The organism is Stenotrophomonas bentonitica, from assembly GCF_002887735.1.
Taxonomy (GTDB): Bacteria; Pseudomonadota; Gammaproteobacteria; order Xanthomonadales; family Xanthomonadaceae; genus Stenotrophomonas; species Stenotrophomonas bentonitica_A.
The window spans coordinates 128,760-146,203 of sequence record NZ_PKQP01000007.1; the positions used below are offsets into that span (position 1 = coordinate 128,760).

The following is a 17,444-nucleotide window of genomic DNA, read 5'->3' on the forward strand; positions in this document are numbered from 1 at the left end:
TCGCCCCTTCAATCGATGGGGATCGATCATGGACTCTGACACCACCGGCATGCGCCGCGGCGGGCTGGCCTGGCGTTATCTGGGCTGGGTGGCGCTGCCCCTGTTGATCGGCCTGGGCCTGGCACGGTTTGCCGGTCCGGCGGTCTCGGCACAGGTGGCCCGTGCCGAGGCGTCGCTGGGGGCCGACTGGGCCGCGCACCTGCATGCGCCGCTCGGTCTGTTCCTGCTGCAGTTGCTGGTCCTGCTGCTGGTGGCCAAGGGTGCGGGGTGGCTGTTCCGCCGGCTGGGTCAACCCGGGGTGATCGGGGAAATGGCGGCCGGTCTGATGATGGGGCCGCTGGTGCTTGGGGCCGTGCTGCCCCAGGTGCATGGCGTGCTGTTCTCGGCCGCCTCCCTCGGCTCGCTCGGCCTGCTCAGCCAGCTTGGCGTGCTGATGTTCCTGCTGGTGGCGGGGGCGGAACTGGATCTTGGCGGATTGCGAGGGCGTCGTCGTTTCGCTTTCGTGGTCAGCCACGCCGGCATCGCCGTGCCGTTCGTGCTCGGCGTGCTGTTGGCGATCTGGCTGTATGGCGCACACGCACCGCCCGGCGTGGGTTTCACCGGTTTCGCCCTGTTCGTCGGTATTTCATTGAGCATCACGGCCTTCCCGGTGCTGCTGCGCATCCTTGCCGACCGCGGCTTGACCGGTACACCACTCGGCCAGACCGCGATCGCCTGCGCCGCCCTCGGCGATGCCACCGCGTGGTGCCTGCTGGCGCTGATCGTGGCCGCCGCGCAGTCGCAGGGCTGGGTGCCGGCCACGATCAACCTGGTCTGCGTGGTCGCCTTCGTCGCACTGATGCTGGGGGTGGTGCGGCCGTGGTTCTCGCGCCTGGTGATCGCACCGGGCCAGGAAGGACGCTGGCTGCTGATCATGTTGCTGATGGCGCTGGGCTGCGCGCTGGTCACCGAGATGCTGGGCATCCATGCGCTGTTCGGCGCGTTCGCGGCCGGCGTCGCGGTGTCCGGCAACGCGACGCTGCGGCACACCGTGGCCGAGCGCGTGGAGCCGTTCGCCGTCACGCTGCTGCTGCCGTTGTTCTTCGCGATGACCGGCCTGCGCATGCGCGCCGACGCCTTGCAGGCCAGCGACCTGGTGTTGTGCCTGATCGTGATCGTGGTCGCCACGCTGGGCAAGCTGATCGGCACCTGGAGCGCAGCGCGCAGTGCCGGCATGGACAACCATGACGCGTGGAGACTGGGGGCGCTGATGAACACCCGTGGCCTGATGGAGCTGATCGTGCTCAACCTGGGCTACGAACTGGGCTTCCTTGGCGACCGCCTGTTCGCCGTGCTGGTGATCATGGCGCTGGTGACCACCGCCATGACCGGGCCGTTGTTGAACCTGATCGAGCGTTGCCGGCGCTGAGGCGGGCGGCATGCGGTGCCACCTCGCGTGTCACTCCCGCGCCGGCACCAACGTGAGGGTATGCACCGTCGTGCCGGGGAGGAACGGCGTCGGCCTGCCGTTGACCCAGTCCTCGTGTCCCGCGCCCCAGAACGGTGACAGCGGGTGACCGCTCTGCCCACCGGGCATGTGGATCCATCCCTCGGCCTCGTGCCCGGGTGACACCACCATGCGCTGCGAGGCGCCAAACGCGGGGCCCTGCACGCGGGGCATGTCGCGGTCGCCGGGCAGGCGGTCGGCCGGCATGCACAGCCACGACCGGGCAAAGGCGGGCAGGGCGCGACTGACCGGGTGACAGATCGCGGCGGTATTGCGTTCGCCCCAGGTACGCGCGTCGAGCGGGCCTTGACTGCTCAGGTCTGCTTCCAGCGCCCTGGCGGTATCGACCAGCAGTGCATCCCAACTGGAATAGGGGGGCGGCAGCAGATGCGCGGGACGTTCGCTCACCAGCGGCCACAACACGCCCTCGAACTGCCCCAGTCGTGGCTCCAGATAGTCCTCCCCGAGCTGTGCTTTCGCCGGGGCGAGCAGGCCTTCGCCAACGCGGTCGATCAGCATGCCGCGGAAACCGCGGGTGACCCGGTAGCTGACCGAGTCCACCCCCGCACGGCCGTCCCACCGCCGGGTTGCGACCTCAAGCCGCCGCAGGGCAGGGTCGTCGCTGGTGGTGACGACCTCGCGCAGCAGATGCCACCAGCGCGTGAGCAACAGGGCGCGATCGTCGAGCTGGATCGCCAGCAGGTCTGCCTCGGTGAAGCGCTCTTTCGCCAGCAGGCCATCGCGGATCTGCCGCCCGCGTGCGCCCAGGTCGTAGCCACCGTTCCCGGCAATGGCCAGGGCGTCCCCATCGAGCACGCGGCCGTTGGCGGTCCACAGCCGATGCGTGGGGGGATCGACCAATGCGGGCGCGCCATCGCTGCGGATTGGCCACGGCGCACAGCGTGCAGGCGCGGTGGCGGTGTTGCCGTTCGGCGGGCAGTCCGCAGCACGGTCAGGGCGTGTGCCGATCAACCGCCAGGCGATGCGACCGCTGCGGTCGGCGAGCACCAGGTTCTGCGCGGTAATGCCGCTGCGGTCGGCCACCTCGAACGCCTCGTCAAGCGTCGCCGCGCGCGCCATCTCGGCGAAGTCCAGGCGCACCGCACCGGGGAGTTGTGCCGTCCAGCGCAGTGCCTCGCCACTGCCGTCCTGCCGCGTGTGCAGCACCGGACCCCAGGCGGTCTCGCGCACGCGCAACGTCACCGGTGCCTGGCCGGCGACGCGGATACGCTCCTCGTGCGTGGTGATGCCCGCCGCATTGGCGGGTACGCTGCGGAAATCGGCCGTGTCGATGTAACTGTTGGTGAAGCCCCAGGCCACGTGTCCATTACTGCCCACCACGATGGCCGGCAGGCCGGGCAGCGAGAAGCCACTGACATCGACGCGGCCGTCGGGAGCCTGTGCATCGGGATAGCGCAGCCGTACCCGGAACCAGAGATTGGGCGCGCGCAGTCCCAGGTGCATATCGTCGGCGACGATGGCGCGACCGTCCGCGGTCAGTGCACCGGCCACGGCGAAGTTGTTGCTGCCCAGCACGTCGGGATCCAGATGACCTGCCGTGACGGCACCGGTGGTCTGCGCCGGATCGGCCCGCCGGAGATCGAGGACGGCGGCCTCCGGTAACCGGGCGTTGCCGCGCGCTTCGCCAAACAGCGGCGCATCCCATTCGCTGCCATCGTGGCTGAGCAGGGCATACAGCGCCGGTGGCACCACCGCACGGATCCGCGCCATCGCCAGTTCGTTCTGATTGGTGGGATCCTGCAGGTCGGCATACATCGCCAGCCCGGTCAGCACGCTGTCTTCGGCACGCCACGGTGCCGGCGCCTGGCGCAGCAGCAGATACGGCCAAGGACGTACCCGAAGCTCGGCAACGCCCTGGTTGATACCCTCCACATAGGCCTGCAGGGCGCCGGCACTGCTGCCCGTGGCAACCTCCAGGTGGGCCTTGGTGCGCGCCCGCAGCCGGTGCACACGCATGCGCTTGTCCATCTCGATCGCCGCCGGGCCGAACAGCTCGGCCAGCTCGCCAGCGGCGGTACGGCGCATCAGGTCCATCTCGAAATAGCGCTCCTGCGCATGTACCAGACCCAGCGCCCGCATCGCATCGGCCTGGCTTGCCGCGTCGATGGTGACCACGCCCAAGGCATCACGGGTGATGCTCACCGGCGCCTGCAGCCCGGCCATGGCCTGCTCGCCTTCCAGGGTGGGGAGACTGCCGCGCAGCAGCCACCACGCCGTGAACACCGCCGCCAGCGCCAGGATCAGCACGCCCCAGAGCAACCGCTTCAGCCAATGCCGCATCCTGCGCATCCCCGTGTAGGTAGGGCTTGATTGTAGGGGAGGCGTGAACGCCCTGTGCACGGCTACCGAAGCGCAACTGCAACTGATTCCGATTAGACCACCGGATTTTCAGATAGGGCACCATGCGCGCATTGATTCATCAGGAGCACCCCCATGAAAGGCAACCCGGACGTCATCGCCTGCTTGAAGGAACTGCTGCGCGGCGAGTTGGCCGCGCGCGACCAGTACTTCATCCACTCGCGCCGCTACGAAGACCAGGGCCTGTTCGCGCTCTATGAGCGCCTCAACCACGAGATGGAAGAGGAGACCCAGCACGCCGATGCGCTGCTGCGTCGCATCCTCTTCCTCGGCGGCGATCCGGACATGCGCCCGCATGTGTTCGAGCCCGGCGTGACCGTGGAAGAGATGCTGCAGAAGGACCTGGATACCGAATACAGCGTCCGCGACAACCTGGCCGCCGGCATGAAGCTGTGCGAACAGCACCAGGACTACGTCAGCCGCGACATGCTGCTGGTGCAGTTGAAGGACACCGAAGAAGACCATGCCTGGTGGCTGGAGCAGCAGCTGGGCCTGATCAAGCGCATCGGCCTGGCGCTGTACCAGACCAGCAAGATGGATGCGAAGGGCACGGCCGCGCACTGAGCGGGTGTGTCCGGGTATTCCGGGGAGCCGGCCAGCGGCCGGCACTACCGGTGCCACGGCATCGGATTCTGCGCGCCAGCCAGCCTTCGCCAGCACGCCGCATCGAACCCTCGTCCGCCCGCCAGCATCCGCCAGCCAGCCGACGTTGCACCAAGCAGAAAGGCCGGGGAAACCCGGCCTTTTCTGTGGGCAAAAAAAACGGTTCTTCTCCCATCTGAGGGGAGAAGGCGCACGGCCGACCAGCTAGATTTGTAGTTGTCGAGAAAACAAACCGAGGCCGGCCGTGGCCAAGCTGGATTGTATGCCGTTGCTGGGAGGCTGGGCGGGGTATCGCCTGGATGGATGGCGCCGCGAGGCACGTGGCGGAGCCACGTGGCTGGTGCTTTCGCTGTTGCCTGATTCACGCCGCCGACGACGCTGCAGTGGCTGCGGCAAGTGGGTCGTGGCCATCCACGACCAGACGCTCCGGCGCATCCGTGACTTGCCCGTGTTCGACGAGCCGGTGGAGTTGGAAGTCCAGCGGCAGCGGCTGGCCTGTCCTCGCTGCGGGCCGAAACTGGAGCACTTGGATTGGCTGGAGCGGCATGCCCGGGTAACGCAACGGCTTGCGCAGAGCGTGGCACGCATGTGTGCCACCACCTCGATCCATGCCACCGCAAAGTGGCATGGTCTGGACTGGAAGACGGTCAAAGCGCTTGATTTCAGGCATCTGATGCAGACGCTGGGCCCAGTGGACCTATCGGACGTACGCGTGATCGCGATGGACGAGTTTGCGATCCAGAAGGGGCATCGCTACGCCACCGTGGTCGTCGAGCCATCGCGCAAGCGCGTGCTCTGGGTCGGCCGAGGACGCAGCCGCGCTGACATCCGTCCCTTCTTTGAGCTACTCGGCAGGGTCGGTTGCGAACGCATCCGGGCCGTAGCAATGGACATGAATTCGGCCTTTGATGTGGAGGTCAAAGCCCAGTGCCCCAATGCTGAAGTGGTCTACGACCTCTTCCATGTCGTGGCCAAGTACGGGCGCGAAGTCATTGATCGGGTGCGGGTGGACGAGGCCAATCGCCTACGCACCGACAAGCCCGCGCGACGGGTGGTGAAGACCTCGCGCTGGCTCCTGCTGCGCAATCGGCAAAACGTCCCGGCCGAGCAGCGCGTCCAACTCGAGGAGCTGCTGGCCGCCAACAAAGCCCTGCTGACCACGTATCTGCTCAAAGACGACCTGAAGCAGCTGTGGCGCTACCGAAGCCAGAGCTGGGCGGAGAAGGCCTGGCGGTCATGGAAGCATCGCGCCCTGCGAAGCGGGCTGGAGCCGCTGCGCATCTTTGTCCGCCGCCTGCAACCTTATCTCCCGGGCATCCTGGCCCACTGCCGATGGCCGCTCGGGACGAACCTGGTGGAAGGCATCAATAACAAGATCAAGGTCATCAAGCGCGTTGCCTACGGATACCGAGATGACGCGTATTTCTTCCTGAAGATCCGGGCGGCCTTCCCCGGAGTTGGGTGAAGAACCAAAAAAACGGCCGGGTTTCCCCGGCCGTTCCGATTCACGTCGACGCTGGAACCTTACTCCACCGCCAGCCCTTCCACCTTCTGCCAGCCACGGGGCAGCAGATGGCCACGGGTGGCGCGGGTGCCCAGGTAGGTATCCAGATCCTTGAACGACAGGTTCATCGTGCGCTGGCCGCTGCGCACCAGCAGCGTGTTGCCCGGCGCCACCGAGACCACCGCGACCACGCGCTCGGTGGCGAGCTTGGCCTTGGGGATGTCGATGATCTTGTTGCCCTTGCCCTTGTCCAGTTCCGGCAGGTCGCTGGCGGCGATGGCCAGCAGGTTGCCCGAGCTGGTCACCGCCACGATGCGGTCGGTTTCCGGATTGGCGACCACGGCCGGGGTCAGCACCTTGGAGCCGGAGGTCAGGTTGAGCATCGCCTTGCCGGCCTTGTTGCGGCCGGTGAGGTTCTCGAAGCGGGTCACGAAGCCGTAGCCGTGCGTGGAGGCCAGTACGAAGCGGGTGTTGTTCTCGCCACTGGCCAGGGTCATGAAGGCGCTGCCCGGGGCCGGCGAGAAGCGACCGGTCAGGGGCTCGCCATTGCCGCGTGCCGAGGGCAGGGTGTGGATCAGGGTCGAATACGCGCGGCCCTCGCTGTCCAGGAACGCCACCTGCTGCGTGCTGCGGGCCCGCACCGAGCCCAGCAGCGCATCGCCATCGCGATAGGACAGGGTCGACGGGTCCATGTCGTGGCCCTTGGCCGCACGGATCCAGCCCTTCTCCGACAGCACCACCGTCATCGGCTCGCTTGGCACCAGCTCGGTTTCGTCGATGGCCTGCGCTGCGCCACGTTGCATCAGCGGCGAGCGACGGTCATCGCCGAATTTCTTCGCGTCCGCCACCAGCTCATCGCGGATCAGCTTCTTCAGTTTGGCCTTGCTGTCCAGGATGGCCAGGATCTTGTCGCGTTCCTTGGCCAGCTCCTCCTGCTCGCCACGGATCTTCATCTCTTCCAGGCGCGCCAGCTGCTTCAGCTTGGTGTCCAAGATGTACTCGGTCTGCTCCTCGCTCAGCCCGAAGCGCGCGATCAGCGCCGGCTTGGGCTCATCCTCGGTGCGGATGATGTGGATCACTTCATCCAGGTTGAGGAAGGCCACCAGCAGGCCTTCCAACATGTGGAGGCGACGCTCGACCTTCTGCAGGCGGTGGTTGAGGCGGCGGGTCACGGTGGTGCCGCGGAACTGCAGCCACTCGCTGAGCAGGGTCTTGAGGTTCTTGACCTGCGGGCGGCCATCCAGGCCGATCACGTTGAGGTTGACCCGGTAGCTGCGCTCCAGGTCGGTGGTGGCGAACAGGTGGCCCATCAGCTGTTCGGCATCCACGCGGTTGGAGCGCGGCACCAGCACCACGCGCACCGGGTTGGCGTGGTCGGACTCATCGCGGATGTCCTCCAGCCACGGCAGCTTCTTGGCGCGCATCTGCGCGGCGATCTGCTCGATCACCTTCGAAGGCGACACCTGGAACGGCAGCGCGTTGACCACGATGTTGCCGTTCTCCTTCAGGAAAGTGGAACGCGCGCGCACGCTGCCGTAGCCGGTTTCGTACATGGTGCGCAGATCGGCGATCGGGGTGATGATCTCGGCGAAGCTCGGGTAATCCGGGCCCTTCACGTGCTCGCACAGCTCGGCGACCGTCGCATCCGGGTCGTCGAGCAGGTGCAGCAGCGCGCTGACGATCTCGTTGAGGTTGTGCGGCGGCACGTCGGTGGCCATGCCCACAGCGATGCCGGTGGTGCCGTTGAGCAGCAGGTGCGGCAGGCGCGCCGGCATCCAGGTCGGCTCTTCCAGCGTGCCGTCGAAGTTCGGGGTCCAGTCGGTGGTGCCCTGGTTGATCTCGCCCAGCAGCACTTCGGCGATCGGGGTCAGCTTGGACTCGGTATAGCGCATCGCCGCGAACGACTTGGGATCGTCGGTCGAACCAAAGTTGCCCTGGCCTTCGATCAGCGGGTAGCGGTACGAAAACGGCTGGGCCATCAGCACCAGCGCCTCGTAGCACGCGCTGTCGCCGTGCGGATGGTATTTACCGATCACGTCACCGACGGTACGCGCGGACTTCTTCGGCTTGGAGGCGGCATTCAGGCCCAGCTCGCTCATCGCATAGATGATGCGGCGCTGCACCGGCTTGAGACCGTCGCCGAGGAACGGCAATGCGCGGTCGAGCACCACGTACATCGAATAGTCCAGGTACGCCCGTTCGGCGTACTCGCGCAGGGGCAGCTGTTCAAAGCCGTGGAACGCGGGGCGGGCAAGATCGGTCATGCGGGATTGTTACCTGTGGCAAGGGACGGCGACGGCTGTCGCCCTCGCAGGCGGACGATTATCCGGATGCGGCCGGGGATGCCAAGCCGCGTGATGGGTTCAGGAGGTGTCCACTGCGTGCCAGATAGCGCCCGGGCGGGCTGCCGAAGTGGCGGCGGAAGACCGTGACGAAGGCGCTGGGGCTGCTGAACCCCAGTTCTTGCGCGATATCGGACACGCTCTGGCCATCGGACAGGCGCCGCAGGCCCTCGGCCAGCCTGGCCTGCTGACGCCACTGCGCGAAGCTGAGCGTGGTTTCATCGCGGAAGTGCCGGGTCAGTGTACGCGGCGAGAGGCCGGCCCACTGCGCCCATTGGTCGAGGCTGCGGCCATCGGCCGGGTTGGCGATCAGCTGCGAGGCGATGCGCAGCAGGCGGCGGTCCTGCGGCATCGGCAGGTGCATGCGCTGGCGCGGGGCATTGCGGATCTCGTCCAGCAGCACCTCGATCATGTGCTGCTGGCGCAGGCTGGGCTCGGCCGCCGGTACCCATTCGGTGACGCGCAGCGCGAGCGCCTGCAGCAGATCGGAGATGGCCACCACGCACGGCGCGTCGGGCAGATCATGGGCCATCGCGGCGCTGACGATCACCCCCCAGCCGCGCAAGGGCCCGCAGATATCCACCGTGTGCGGCTCGCCCGGCGGCATCCAGCCGGCGCAGCCGGGCGGCAGCGACCAGGTGCCATGCCGGGTGCGGACGGTGAGCAGCCCGGCTTCCACGCAGATCAGCTGGGCACGCCGGTGCTGGTGCCAGTCGATCTCCCGGTCCAGCCCACGGGCGCTTTCGATCCGGAAGCCGAGCACTCCCAGCCCGTCATCCCGCTCGAACCAGTCCAGCACCTGGTTGCGGATCATCTGGGTGGCGGCCGTCTCCCGCTCTGGCCTGAAAGTGTTATCCATTGTCCAGATTGTAATACCCGGCCAGTCCGGGCCGCCATTAAGGTAGCCGCCTGCCCATTGTTCTGATTGCTGCAACACAGCATTTGGTTCCAGATTAAATATTTCTATTGAGAAATATATTTTTTGGAAGAGAATGCTCACCCATGATCTGCCCTGATGCCCATCCCCCCAGCTTCGGACTCCTGCTGCGCCAAGTGCGCGATGGACTGGTCCGTCAGCTAGACACGTCGATGGCCGAGGAAAACCTCGGCATTGGCTTCACCCACTATCTCGGCCTGAAGGTGCTCGCGGCGCGTGCCCCGTGTACCGCCAACGAGTTGGCCCAGGCCCTGGACCAGGTACCCAGCGCGGTCACCCGCCTGCTGGACAAGCTGGAAGCCCTGGACTGCGTGCGGCGCGAACCGCATGCCCAGGACCGGCGGGCACTGCAGATCGTGCTGACCGAGCCGGGTCGCCAGTTGTGGGCCCGCCTCAAACAGCGGGGCGACCAGACCATCGACGACGCCATGCGTGATCTGTCTTCGGACGAACGCGCACAGCTGCTTTCCCTCATGACCCGTGTACGCGACTCACTGGTAACGCCATGACTTCCATGTTTGAACGCTCTCATTCACTGCGCCCGCTGCGGCCGGTGCTGGTCTCCGCGCTGGCGCTTGCGCTGGCCGCGTGTGCCAGCAGCCGCGGCCTGGAGCCGCAGGGCCGCCTGCTCGACGCCGACAGCCTGCAGACCCAGCGCACCCTGGCCGCCAACGGCCTGAGCCAGCCCGGCTGGCCGGCCACGGACTGGTGGCGCGCGCTGGGCGACCCCCAGCTCGATGCGCTGATCGCCGAAGGCCTGCAGCGCAATCCTGGCCTGGAGGCGGCCGATGCGCGCCTGCGCCAGGCGCGTGCCCAGATCGGCACCGCGCGTGCCGCACGCCTGCCCAGCCTCTCTGCTTCCGGGGGCTACACCGGTGTGCGCCTGCCCGAATCGATGGTTGGCGACGAACTGGGGGGCAGCTATGCCGGCAGTGGCCAGGCCTACTTGAGCTTCAGCTACGGCATCGACCTGTGGGGCGGCAAGCGCGCCGCCTGGGAAGCGGCCGTGGACAGCGGCCATGCCGCCGAAGTGGACGCCCAGGCCGCGCGCCTGAACCTCTCTGCCGCCATCGCCGAGGCGTACGCGCAGCTGGGCTACGCGTGGAAGCTGCATGACGTGGCCGGCGAAGAACTGGCACGTTCGCAGAAGACCCTGGAGCTGACCCGCCAGCGTCGTGCTGCCGGCATCGACAGCGACCTGCAGACCCGCCAGGCCGAAGCGCGCATTCCAGCCGCGCAGCAGCAGCAGCAGGCTGCGCAGCAGCAGATCGACGAAGCGCGCACCGCGCTCGCCGCACTGGTCGGGCAGGGCCCGGACCGCGGTCTGCAGATCCAGCGCCCGCAAGTGTTGAACCCGCTGGCGCTGCAGCTGCCCGGCGTGCTGCCCAGCGAACTGCTGGGCCGCCGCCCGGACATCGTCGCCGCGCGTTGGCGCGTGGAAGCGGCCAACCGCCAGATCCATGCGGCCAAGGCCGAGTTCTATCCCAGCCTCAATCTGACCGCCCTTGGCGGTGTGGTCTCCAGTGAAGTGGACCAGCTGCTCAAGAGCGGCTCGACGTTCGCCTTCCTCGGCCCGGCGCTGAGCCTGCCGATCTTCGACGGTGGCCGCCTGCGCGCCAACCTGGGCAAGAGCGACGCGCAGTACGACCTGGCCGTGGCCGACTACAACCAGTCGGTGGTCAACGCGCTGCGCGACGTCGCCGATCAGGTCAACGCGGTGCATTCGCTGGCCGACCAGGCCAGTGCCCAGGCCCAGGCCGTCAGCACCGCGCGCGCCGCCCATGACCTGGCCGAGCAGCGCTACCGCGCCGGCATCGGCAGCTACCTGGACGTGCTCAGTGTCGAAGAGCAGCTGCTGGTCTCCCAGCAGCGGTTGGCCGACCTGCAGTCGCGCCAGATCCTTGTTTCGGTCCGCCTGAGCCAGGCGTTGGGCGGTGGTTTCACCCCGACCAGCGATGCCGCCACGGTCGCCGCCACCCCCGAATCCTCGCATTCCTGAGAGTCATCCCCATGAGTCAGACCTCCGCTCCTGCTGCCGAGAAGGCAGCTCCCTCCCGTCGCGGCAAGCTGCTGCGCGGCCTGCTGGTCATCGTGGTGCTGCTGTTGGCCGCGTTGGCCCTGTGGTACTTCATGTTCGGCCGCTGGTTCGAAGAAACCGACGATGCCTACGTGCAGGGCAACCAGGTCCAGATCACCCCGCTGATCAGCGGCACCGTGGTCGGGATCAACGCCGATGACGGCATGCGTGTCGAGCGCGGCCAGCTGCTGGTCCAGCTGGACCCGGCCGATACCGAAGTCGCCCTGCAGCAGGCTGAAGCCAACCTCGCCAAGACGGTCCGCCAGGTGCGCGGTCTGTACCGCAGCGTGGAAGGTGCGCAGGCCGAATTGAACGCGCGCCAGGTCACCCTCAAGCGCGTGCGCGAGGACTTCAACCGCCGCAAGGATCTGGCCAGCACCGGCGCGATCTCCAACGAAGAACTGGCGCATGCCCGCACCGAACTGGCCGCTGCCGAAGCAGCCGTGGCCGGCTCGCGCGAAACCTTCGAGCGCAGCAATGCGCTGGTGGATGACACCGTGATCGCCACCCAGCCGGACGTACAGGCCGCCGCCGCGCAGCTGCGCCAGGCGTACCTCAACAACGCCCGCGCCGGTATCGTCGCACCGGTCACTGGTTACGTGGCGCGTCGTTCGGTGCAGGTCGGCCAGCGCGTGCAGCCGGGCACTGCCCTGATGGCCGTGGTGCCGACCGAGCAGATGTGGGTGGAAGCGAACTTCAAGGAAACCCAGTTGCGCCACATGCGCCTGGGCCAGGAAGTGGAACTGCGTTCGGACCTGTACGGCGGCGACGTGACCTACAAGGGCCGCATCGACAGCCTGGGCTTGGGCACCGGCTCGGCGTTCTCGCTGCTGCCGGCGCAGAATGCCAGCGGCAACTGGATCAAGATCGTGCAGCGCGTGCCGGTGCGTATCGCCATCGACGCCAAGCAGCTGGCCGAGCATCCGCTGCGCATCGGCCTGTCGATCAAGGCCGAAGTGAGCCTGCGTGACCAGAAGGGCACCGTGCTGCCGACCGAAACCGCCAAGGGCCAAGTGTTCGATACCGACGTCTACGCCAAGCAGCTGCACAGCGCCGACGACGTGATCCACCAGATCATCCAGAGCAACCTGCCGCAGCAGGCCAAGGCGAGCTGAGGCCACCATGTCCGCACAAGCTCCCGCCGCGCCGGGCGCCCCCGCGGCGCCAGGCATGGCCTTCCGGCCGGCCAACGTCGCCCTGTGTACCGCAGGGCTGGCGATGGCCTCGTTCATGCAGGTCCTGGACACCACCATCGCCAACGTCTCGTTGCCGACCATCGCCGGTAATCTCGGTGCCAGTTCGCAGCAGGCCACCTGGGTCATCACCTCGTTCGCGGTCAGCACCGCGATCGCGCTGCCGCTGACCGGTTACCTCAGCCGCCGTTTCGGCGAGACCAAGCTGTTCGTATGGGCCACGCTGGCCTTCACCCTGGCCTCGCTGCTGTGTGGCCTGGCCCAGAGCATGGGCATGCTGGTGGTGTCGCGTGCGATCCAGGGCTTCGTCGCCGGCCCGATGTACCCGATCACGCAGAGCCTTCTGGTTTCGCTATACCCGCGTGAGAAACGCGGGCAGGCGCTGGCGCTGCTGGCGATGATCACCGTGGTCGCGCCGATCGCCGGCCCGATCCTCGGGGGCTGGATCACCGACAACTACAGTTGGGAATGGATCTTCCTGATCAACGTGCCGCTGGGCATCTTCGCCGCGCTGGTGGTGGGCAACCAGCTCAAGGGACGCCCGGAGCACGTTGAAAAGCCGAAGATGGATTACGTCGGCCTGATCACCCTGGTGATCGGCGTGGGCGCGCTGCAGCTGGTGCTCGATCTGGGCAACGACGAAGACTGGTTCAGTTCGACCAAGATCATCGTGCTGGCCTGTGTGTCGGTGGTGGCGTTGGCGGTGTTCCTGATCTGGGAACTGACCGACAAGGACCCGATCGTCGACCTGCGCCTGTTCCGGCATCGCAACTTCCGCGCCGGTACGCTGGCGATGGTGGTGGCGTATGCGGCGTTCTTCAGCGTGGCGCTGCTGATTCCGCAGTGGCTGCAGCGTGACATGGGCTACACCGCGATCTGGGCCGGTCTGGCGACCGCACCGATCGGCGTGCTGCCGGTGATCATGACGCCGTTCGTGGGCAAGTACGCCTCGCGCTTCGACATGCGCATGCTGGCCACGATCGCCTTCATCTTCCTGTCCTTCACCAGCTTCCTGCGCTCGGGGTTCAACCTGCAGGTGGACTTCGGCCACGTGGCCGGCATCCAGCTGATCATGGGTATCGGTGTGGCGCTGTTCTTCATGCCGGTACTGCAGATCCTGCTGTCGGATCTGGACGGTCGCGAGATCGCCGCGGGCTCCGGCCTGGCCACCTTCCTGCGCACGCTGGGCGGCAGCTTCGCCGCTTCGCTGACCACGTGGTTGTGGGCACGCCGTACCCAGGAACACCACGCGCATCTGACCGAACACATCTCCAGCTACACCCCGGGCATGCAGGACCAGGTGACCGCGATGGGGCAGGGCGACCTGCAGCATGGCGCGGCCGCGCTCAACAACATGATCAACCACCAGGCGTCGCAGATGGGCTTCAACGACATCTTCTTCCTGCTGGGCTGGATCTTCCTGGCCATCATCGCCTTCCTGTGGCTGGCCAAGCCGCCGTTCGGCGCAGGCGCGGGTGCCGCCTCGGCCGGTGGGCATTGAGGTGTTCGCGGTAAGCTGAAACGAAAAAACCCCGCTGAAAGGCGGGGTTTTTTTGTGGTTCCTGACCAGCGTGGAATGCGCTCCGTGCCTTTCCGGGCGCGGCGGCCAGAAACGAAAAAACCCGCTTGCGCGGGTTTGATCATTTTCCGAGTCATGGTGCCCAGGAGAGGACTCGAACCTCCACGAAGTTGCCCCCGCTAGCACCTGAAGCTAGTGCGTCTACCAATTCCGCCACCTGGGCGACTCAGGAGGAGAATTCTGCGGGAGAAGCGTGATTGTGTCAACAGGATCGGGTGGAAATTTTTTCGTGCCAGATCGTTCGTCGCGTCATCGCACGTTCGATGCGGCGACCATCGGGCGTCGCGCGTCGGCGCAGGTCAGGGCCGCGCATCGCCGACGCCCGGAAACGAAAAAACCCGCTTGCGCGGGTTTGATCATTTTCTGAGTCATGGTGCCCAGGAGAGGACTCGAACCTCCACGGAGTTGCCCCCGCTAGCACCTGAAGCTAGTGCGTCTACCAATTCCGCCACCTGGGCGACTCAGGAGGAGAATTCTGCGGGAGATCCGGAATTGTGTCAACAGGATTTCGCAGGAAATTTCATTTGCCACGCATTGCAGCGTCATCGCGGTCCATCCCGCGCGAATCGTGCGTGGCGCGGACGCCAGAAACGAAAAAACCCGCTTGCGCGGGTTTGATCATTTTCCGAGTCATGGTGCCCAGGAGAGGACTCGAACCTCCACGGAGTTGCCCCCGCTAGCACCTGAAGCTAGTGCGTCTACCAATTCCGCCACCTGGGCGACTCAGGGGGCGAATTCTGGGCATGTCCGTGAGGCTTGTCAACGGTTTTGTGAAATTTCTTCACAATCCTGCACAGGCAGTGCTGCTGACCGGTTCTGCACACCCGCAGCGGTTACTATTGAGGTCAATGAAACCAAAGAAACCGACCCAGGGCGCGAAAGCCCCCAAGTCCCCGGCGCCCAAGAAGGCAGCCGGTCCGTCGGGCAAGCCCCGCGCTGCCGCCAAGAAGGCCGGCAAGCTGCCACCCTGGATGCCCGAATCCCTGAACACCCCTGAGCCGCCGCGTGGCAACAAGCGGGGCCCCAAGCCCGCGCACGCCGGTCCCATCCCGACCCGTCGCCGCCCGCATCCCACCCCGCTGGACGGTGAAGTGCAGCTGGATCCCTTCGCCGCCCGCGAGGCCGAGCGCTATGCGCAGCCGATCGCCAGCCGCGAGGCGATCCTGCAGCTGCTCGACCGCTGCGATGGCCCGCAGACCGCCGAAGAGATCGCCATCCATCTCGGCCTGACCGAGCCGGACCGCGCCGATGCCCTGGGCAAGCGCCTGGGCGCGATGTGTCGTGACGGCCAGCTGGTGCAGAACCGCCGTGGCGGATTCGCGCCGCTGCAGGCGGTCAACCTGATCACCGGCGTGGTGATCGCCAACCCGGAAGGGTTTGGCTTCCTGCGCCCGGTCGAAGGTGGCGACGATCTGTTCCTGCCGCCGTTTGAAATGCGCAAGGTGCTGCATGGCGACCGCGTGCTGGTCAACGTGACCGGCATCGATCGCCGTGGCCGCCGCGAGGCGAGCATTTCGCGTGTGCTGGAGCGCGGCATGAGCCGCCTGATCGGCCGCTTCAGCGTCGAGTTCGGCATCAACTACGTGGTGCCCGACGACAAGCGCGTGCAGCGCAACGTGCAGATCCCACCCGACCAGACCGGCGATGCCCGGGATGGCCAGCTGGTGGTCTGTGAACTGACCCAGGCGCCGGATACCCGCCGCCCGCCGATCGGCCGCATCATCGCGGTGCTCGGCGACAAGCTGACCGCGTCGCTGGTGGTGGAAACCGCCATCCACGGCCATGAACTGCCGTTCGAGTTCCCGGCGGAAGTGCTGGCTGAAGCCACTGCAGTGCCGATGGTGGTCACCCCGGAACAGATCGGCCATCGCGAAGACCTGCGCAACACGCCGCTGGTCACCATCGATGGCGAGGATGCCAAGGACTTCGACGACGCCGTTTATTGCGAACCGAATGCTGAAGGCTTCCGCCTGGTCGTGGCGATCGCCGATGTTTCCAACTACGTGCGTCCTGGTACGCCGCTGGATGATGAAGCGCAGAAGCGCGCGACCTCGGTCTACTTCCCGGGCTTCGTGGTGCCGATGCTGCCGGAGACGCTGTCCAACGGCATCTGCTCGCTGATGCCCAAGGTCGACCGCATGTGCTTCGTCTGCGACATGCAGGTCAACCGCGAGGGCGAGGTCATCCACTCGCGGTTCTACGAAGCCGTGATGAATTCGCACGCGCGCCTGACCTACAACCAGGTCTGGGAAGCGGTGGGCGAGAACGACCCGGCCGCGCGCAAGGCGATCGGTCCGCTGATGCCGCAGGTGGATCGCCTGTACCAGCTGTATCACGTGCTGGCCAAGGCCCGTACCCGCCGCGGTGCGATCGAGTTTGAAACCTCCGAAGTGCGCTTCGTGCTGGACAACACCGGCGAAGTCACCCAGGCCGGGATGATGGTGCGCAACGATGCGCACAAGCTCATCGAAGAATGCATGATCGCGGCCAACGTGCAGGCTGCGCGCTACCTGCTGGCCAAGCACGTGCCGGCGCCGTTCCGTGACCATGAGCGCCCGCCGGAATCCAAGTACGCCGACCTGCTCGAGTTCCTGAAGGAATTCAAGCTGAGCCTGCCGCCGTGGTCGAAGGTGCAGCCGGCCGATTTCACCAAGCTGCTCAAGAAGGTGCGCGACCGACCGGACGCAGCACTGCTGGAATCGGTGCTGCTGCGCAGCCAGAGCCTGGCGGTGTATTCGCCGGACAACCTGGGCCACTTCGGCCTGGCACTGGATGCGTACGCGCACTTCACCTCGCCGATCCGCCGCTACCCCGATCTGCTGGTGCACCGTGCGATCAAGCACGCGCTCAGCGGGGCCGCACCGGAGAAGTTCACCTACTCGCCGCGCGAGATGGCGGCATTGGCGCTGCAGTGCTCCGAGCGTGCGCGTCGTGCCGATGAAGCCGAGCGCGAAGTGGACGAGCGTTACCGCGCCGCGTGGATGGAAAAGCACGTCGGTGGCCAGTTCGATGGCGTGATCAGTGGCGTGACCAGCTTCGGCCTGTTCGTGGAACTGGACGAATCCAAGGTCAACGGCCTGGTCCACGTGACCCAGCTGCCGCACGACTATTACCAGTTCGACGCGGTGCGCAAGACGCTCAACGGCGAGCGCCGCGGCAAGATCTACCGTCTCGGCGACCGGGTGCGGATCCTGGTGCTCAAGGCCAGCATGGAAGAGCGCAAGATCGACTTCCGCCTGGTCGAAGAGAAGGACGATTCGCTGCCCGAGCTGCCGCCGCGCGGCCAGCCGGCCAAGCGCCAGAAACAGAAGTATTGATCCACGCGTACCGGCCCTCGGCCGGTA

General features: G+C 66.5%; 11 protein-coding genes and 3 tRNA genes. 8 read left to right on the plus strand and 6 right to left on the minus strand.

Annotation, left to right across the window (positions count from 1 at the left end; genetic code table 11):
• The first annotated feature begins 28 nt into the window (after nt 1-28).
• Entirely contained in the window at nt 29-1,408 is a 1,380-nt protein-coding gene (locus tag C0R07_RS13990) for a cation:proton antiporter (protein ID WP_102789187.1), read from the plus strand.
• 30 nt (nt 1,409-1,438) lie between these two features.
• Here the strand turns inward: C0R07_RS13990 and C0R07_RS13995 are convergent, their stop codons facing one another.
• Complete coding sequence (locus C0R07_RS13995) at nt 1,439-3,796, minus strand: penicillin acylase family protein (protein WP_428991907.1); 2,358 nt, start codon at nt 3,794-3,796, stop codon at nt 1,439-1,441.
• A 144-nt stretch (nt 3,797-3,940) separates the two neighbouring features.
• Between C0R07_RS13995 and bfr the strand changes: the two genes are divergently transcribed.
• Nucleotides 3,941-4,429 carry a bacterioferritin gene (gene bfr / locus C0R07_RS14000; RefSeq protein ID WP_019184377.1) on the plus strand — a complete coding sequence of 163 codons (489 nt, stop codon included), beginning with the start codon at nt 3,941-3,943 and terminating at the stop codon, nt 4,427-4,429.
• Nucleotides 4,430-4,730: 301 nt separating this feature from the next.
• Entirely contained in the window at nt 4,731-5,933 is a 1,203-nt protein-coding gene (locus C0R07_RS14005; RefSeq protein ID WP_428991912.1) for an ISL3 family transposase, read from the plus strand.
• Between the two features lie 59 nt (nt 5,934-5,992).
• Here the strand turns inward: C0R07_RS14005 and parC are convergent, their stop codons facing one another.
• Nucleotides 5,993-8,236, minus strand: a complete 2,244-nt coding sequence (gene parC, locus C0R07_RS14010) for a DNA topoisomerase IV subunit A (protein ID WP_102789190.1) — start codon at nt 8,234-8,236, stop codon at nt 5,993-5,995.
• Nucleotides 8,237-8,294: 58 nt separating this feature from the next.
• Nucleotides 8,295-9,173, minus strand: coding sequence for an AraC family transcriptional regulator (locus C0R07_RS14015; RefSeq protein ID WP_102789191.1), 879 nt, complete (start codon nt 9,171-9,173; stop codon nt 8,295-8,297).
• Between the two features lie 143 nt (nt 9,174-9,316).
• On the opposite strand from C0R07_RS14015, the gene C0R07_RS14020 reads away from it, so the two are divergent.
• From C0R07_RS14020 to C0R07_RS14035, 4 genes are read left to right on the plus strand one after another with little or no spacing between them, the layout of a single operon-like run.
• The gene (locus tag C0R07_RS14020) at nt 9,317-9,760 is read left to right on the plus strand and encodes a MarR family winged helix-turn-helix transcriptional regulator (RefSeq protein WP_019184373.1); all 444 of its coding nucleotides are present in this window, start codon (nt 9,317-9,319) and stop codon (nt 9,758-9,760) included.
• 5 nt (nt 9,761-9,765) lie between these two features.
• The gene (locus C0R07_RS14025) at nt 9,766-11,250 is read left to right on the plus strand and encodes an efflux transporter outer membrane subunit (RefSeq protein ID WP_102789192.1); all 1,485 of its coding nucleotides are present in this window, start codon (nt 9,766-9,768) and stop codon (nt 11,248-11,250) included.
• Nucleotides 11,251-11,261: 11 nt separating this feature from the next.
• A complete protein-coding gene (emrA, locus tag C0R07_RS14030; protein ID WP_046272032.1) occupies nt 11,262-12,443 on the plus strand; it encodes a multidrug efflux MFS transporter periplasmic adaptor subunit EmrA in 1,182 nt (393 codons plus the stop codon).
• Between the two features lie 7 nt (nt 12,444-12,450).
• On the plus strand, nt 12,451-14,022 hold the full coding sequence (locus C0R07_RS14035; protein ID WP_102789193.1) for a DHA2 family efflux MFS transporter permease subunit: 1,572 nt from the start codon (nt 12,451-12,453) through the stop codon (nt 14,020-14,022).
• Nucleotides 14,023-14,176: 154 nt separating this feature from the next.
• Here the strand turns inward: C0R07_RS14035 and C0R07_RS14040 are convergent.
• The 3 genes from C0R07_RS14040 to C0R07_RS14050 form a co-directional block, all read right to left on the minus strand.
• A tRNA-Leu gene (locus C0R07_RS14040) sits at nt 14,177-14,263 on the minus strand.
• Between the two features lie 208 nt (nt 14,264-14,471).
• Nucleotides 14,472-14,558: transfer RNA gene (locus C0R07_RS14045), tRNA-Leu, on the minus strand.
• 175 nt (nt 14,559-14,733) lie between these two features.
• Nucleotides 14,734-14,820: transfer RNA gene (locus C0R07_RS14050), tRNA-Leu, on the minus strand.
• 128 nt (nt 14,821-14,948) lie between these two features.
• Here C0R07_RS14050 and rnr point away from each other — a divergent pair.
• Nucleotides 14,949-17,417: a ribonuclease R gene (gene rnr, locus C0R07_RS14055; RefSeq protein ID WP_070473714.1), complete on the plus strand. Its 2,469-nt coding sequence runs from the start codon at nt 14,949-14,951 to the stop codon at nt 17,415-17,417.
• Nucleotides 17,418-17,444 lie beyond the last annotated feature (27 nt).